General features: G+C 62.8%; 3 protein-coding genes. 1 reads left to right on the top strand and 2 read right to left on the bottom strand.

From position 1 onward, the window contains the following. On the top strand, window positions 1-509 hold a 509-nt coding region (locus F4V54_RS10620; RefSeq protein ID WP_150387117.1), incomplete at its 5' end, for an HAD-IC family P-type ATPase. 22 nt (window positions 510-531) lie between these two features. Here the strand turns inward: F4V54_RS10620 and F4V54_RS10625 are convergent. Continuing rightward, window positions 532-1,509 (bottom strand): NAD(P)-binding domain-containing protein, encoded by a 978-nt coding sequence (locus F4V54_RS10625; protein ID WP_150387119.1) that lies wholly within the window; start codon window positions 1,507-1,509, stop codon window positions 532-534. 222 nt (window positions 1,510-1,731) lie between these two features. Continuing rightward, window positions 1,732-2,381: MerR family transcriptional regulator (locus tag F4V54_RS10630; RefSeq protein ID WP_150387118.1), on the bottom strand; the 650-nt coding region annotated here is incomplete at its 5' end.

Genomic DNA, 2,381 nt, shown 5'->3' on the forward strand with positions numbered 1-2,381 from the left:
AAGCCGTGCAGGCCCTGCACGCCAACGGCGTGGAAGTGATCATGCTCACCGGCGACAACACTCGCACCGCCCGGGCGCTGGCTGAAATCGCCGGAATCGACGACGTGCGCGCCGAGCTGCGTCCAGAGGACAAGGCAAGCATCGTTGCCGAACTCTCCTCCAAGACGCCGACAGCGATGATTGGCGACGGCATCAACGACGCTCCTGCGCTGGCGAGCGCGACAGTGGGCATAGCGATGGGAGCAACCGGCTCTGACGCCGCAATCGAGTCCGCTGACGTCGCCTTCACCGGCCACGACCTCCGGCTGATCCCGCAGGCGCTGCAACACGCCCGCCGAGGCAGCAGGATCATCAACCAAAACATCGTGCTGTCTCTGGCCATCATCATCGTGTTGATGCCACTGGCGATCAGCGGCGTGCTGGGCCTGGCCGCCGTCGTGTTGGTTCACGAGGTCGCCGAAGTCATCGTGATTTTGAACGGCCTGCGAGCTGCGCAAGCGAAGCGCTGAGTCGAGTTACGTTGGCGCCATTTCAAAACTCATGCTGCCGTGCTTCATCGACACGGCCCGCGGCTACCTGGGCAGTGTGTTTGGCAAAGGGCCCGACACCCATCAGGGTTGCCGATCCGTCGCCGGTCCAGTTGCCGTAACCGACTAGATGCAGATTCTCCACTTCTGGTTCGCGGTCGCGCATGAGGTGGCGGAATGGGCCAAGGGCCGGGCGGAAACCAGTGCACCAGATCAGATGGTCGTGGTCGAGCTCGCTCAAACTATCGAAGATGGGAGTAGCGGTGAGTTGGCCGGAATCGCGGAGCTCACGGAGATGAGGAAGCGCGACAATGTCCCCGAGGTTCGGGCCGGAATCGCCACCGAGAATCCGGCGGCGGCTGCGGAGAAAGAGATCGCGGCCATCGACGTCGTCAGGCATCCAGCGCGGTTGCTCACGTGTGAACCATGTGACTTCCGATGTCCCAATGAGGTCTGCGGCGATCTGGGCACCCGAGTTCGCCCCACCGACCACCGCGACCTTCGCGCCGCGGAATGGTTCGGGGCCGGGGTAGGTCGACGAGTGCCACTGACGTCCACGGAAGGTGCCCGGATAGTGGGGCACAAAAGGCGCGGACCACGTGCCGGTGGCCGCGACAACGTGGTCCGCTGTGAATTGACCGGCGCTCGTATCTAGGAAGAACATCCCTTCGTCATGGGACACGCTGCGCACGTGCACTGGGCGCCGAACCGGGAGGTCGTACCGTCGTTCGTAGCTTGTCAGATAGTCGATGACATGACGTGCCGGCGGGTACCCCGGGTACCGCGGCATAGGCCAGCCGGGCAGGTTGGAGAACTCCGCGGCCGAAAAAAGCGTCAGTGAAGGCCACGTGTGCAACCACGCTCCACCGGCTTCCTCTTGATTGTCCAAGATCAAGAAGTCCACTTCGTAGCGCCGCAGGTAGTATGCCGTGGCTAGACCGGACTGGCCACCACCAACGACGACGGCCGTGTGATGCTCCATGACGCCTCTCACCTCATCGGGCACATGCCCGACCACTTTGCGTCTCCGCGAATTCACCAACGGGGAGAGCTTGTCAGTAGTAGTCAACAATCCCCACCCTAACACCCGCGTTACACACTGAACTTGAACTCCAAGGCGCATCTGCGCAAAGGAATCTTTCCGCGAAAGATAGTAAGTAAATCCAAAGAAGCAACAGGGCACGGCGGGGTTACTGCTCCGTTGCTAATCCCACTGCGGGTTGCCCACGTCCACACCTTCGGCCGCCACGTGGGCGGTGACCAGCTCGAGCAGGTAGTCCTGCGCGCCGCCGTAGGCTTCGTGGAAGCGCGCGTCGTCAACGTACATGCGCGCGAGGATGAGCTGGCGAGCCGGGGTCACCTCGTACCACTGGGCGATGCTTGCGCGGTGGCACTCCACCAGTGCTTCGGTTTCCTCGGAGCCGGGGTCCACGCCGGAATCGCGTGCGGCGATCAGTTCCGCGGCGAGTGCGTCCTGTTCTTCCTGCAGGCGTTTGAAGTCACCTTCGCCCATTTGAGCGAGCTTTTTCTGTGACTGCGCCCACTCCGGGGTATCACCCCAGCGCTGCTCAGCCTCCTTCTGGTAGGCGGGCATATCTTCGCCGAGGTACTTCTTCATTGCGTCCATGTCGATCGATCCTTTCGTTGCGTTGTCAATGAGTTGCTGGACAGATGTGAGTTGGGCGTCGAGCGTGCGCCGTCGAGAAGCGAGTGCTTCTTGGTGGTGCTTGAGGGCGCGGGTGAGGGCCGCGCCGGAGGCGTCGAGAAGCTGCGCGATCTGCGCAAGCGGCACGCCGACCCAACGGTAGAGAGCGATGGCCGCGCTGCGCTCGAGGTCCGCCTCGCTGTAAACGC

This window comes from Corynebacterium tuscaniense, from assembly GCF_008693065.1.
GTDB lineage: Bacteria > Actinomycetota > Actinomycetes > Mycobacteriales > Mycobacteriaceae > Corynebacterium > Corynebacterium tuscaniense.

Bases quoted from the DNA above. Each gene is read 5' to 3' on its own strand.
- F4V54_RS10625 (WP_150387119.1), bottom strand. From the start codon at position 1,509: ATGGAGCATCACACGGCCGTCGTCGTTGGTGGTGGCCAGTCCGGTCTA.